Source organism: Ensifer sp. ENS09, from assembly GCF_014852425.1.
In the GTDB taxonomy this organism is placed as follows: domain Bacteria; phylum Pseudomonadota; class Alphaproteobacteria; order Rhizobiales; family Rhizobiaceae; genus Ensifer.
On sequence record NZ_JACVBP010000032.1, the window covers coordinates 1 to 255 of the forward strand.

At 56.1% G+C, this 255-nt stretch carries 1 rRNA gene; it reads left to right on the top strand.

The features are described from left to right. Positions 1–107: ribosomal RNA gene (gene rrf / locus IB267_RS33095) — 5S ribosomal RNA — on the top strand; the annotation flags it as partial. Positions 108–255: the final 148 nt, after the last annotated feature.

Sequence of the window (255 nt, forward strand, 5' to 3'; positions counted from 1 at the left end):
TTCTGGCGGGGTGGCTGCACCCGTTCCCATTCCGAACACGGCCGTGAAACGCCCCAGCGCCGATGGTACTTCGTCTTAAGACGCGGGAGAGTAGGTCGCTGCCAGGTCTGCAAAACGCAAGATAAATTCGGAAATCTTCTCGACACACTCTTCGGCCCTGCCGAAACACAAGGGCCGCCAACAAGCGGCCTTTTTGCGTAAGTAAGATCAGACAAACCAACGGGATTTTGCGCACGCAAAACCCGGACCGGTTAA